Below are 226 nucleotides of genomic sequence, written 5' to 3' on the forward strand. Positions count from 1 at the left end.
TGCGAGAGAACTTGCCCAAAGGCTTTTTTACGACGCGCACCCCGTAGTCCTTGCGCAGCACATCGATGACGGCTTCAAACAGCCTGGCCTTCTCCTGCGCCTGCTCGAGCTGCACCTGCAGCGCCTTGATCTGCTGCTCGGGCGTGAGCGGTCCTTTGGTCTTGTCTAGTGGCATGGCTGCGGATGATGCCGCAGGACTCCAGCCCAGGCGACCGTGCTTGCGCAG

Annotated in this window: 1 pseudogene; it reads right to left on the reverse strand. The window is 61.9% G+C overall.

What is annotated here, in order from left to right:
* Positions 1–226, reverse strand: a pseudogene (locus NFX52_RS31570) (IS3 family transposase); the annotation flags it as partial.

The organism is Acidovorax facilis (assembly GCF_023913775.1).
GTDB classification, from domain to species: domain Bacteria; phylum Pseudomonadota; class Gammaproteobacteria; order Burkholderiales; family Burkholderiaceae_C; genus Acidovorax; species Acidovorax facilis.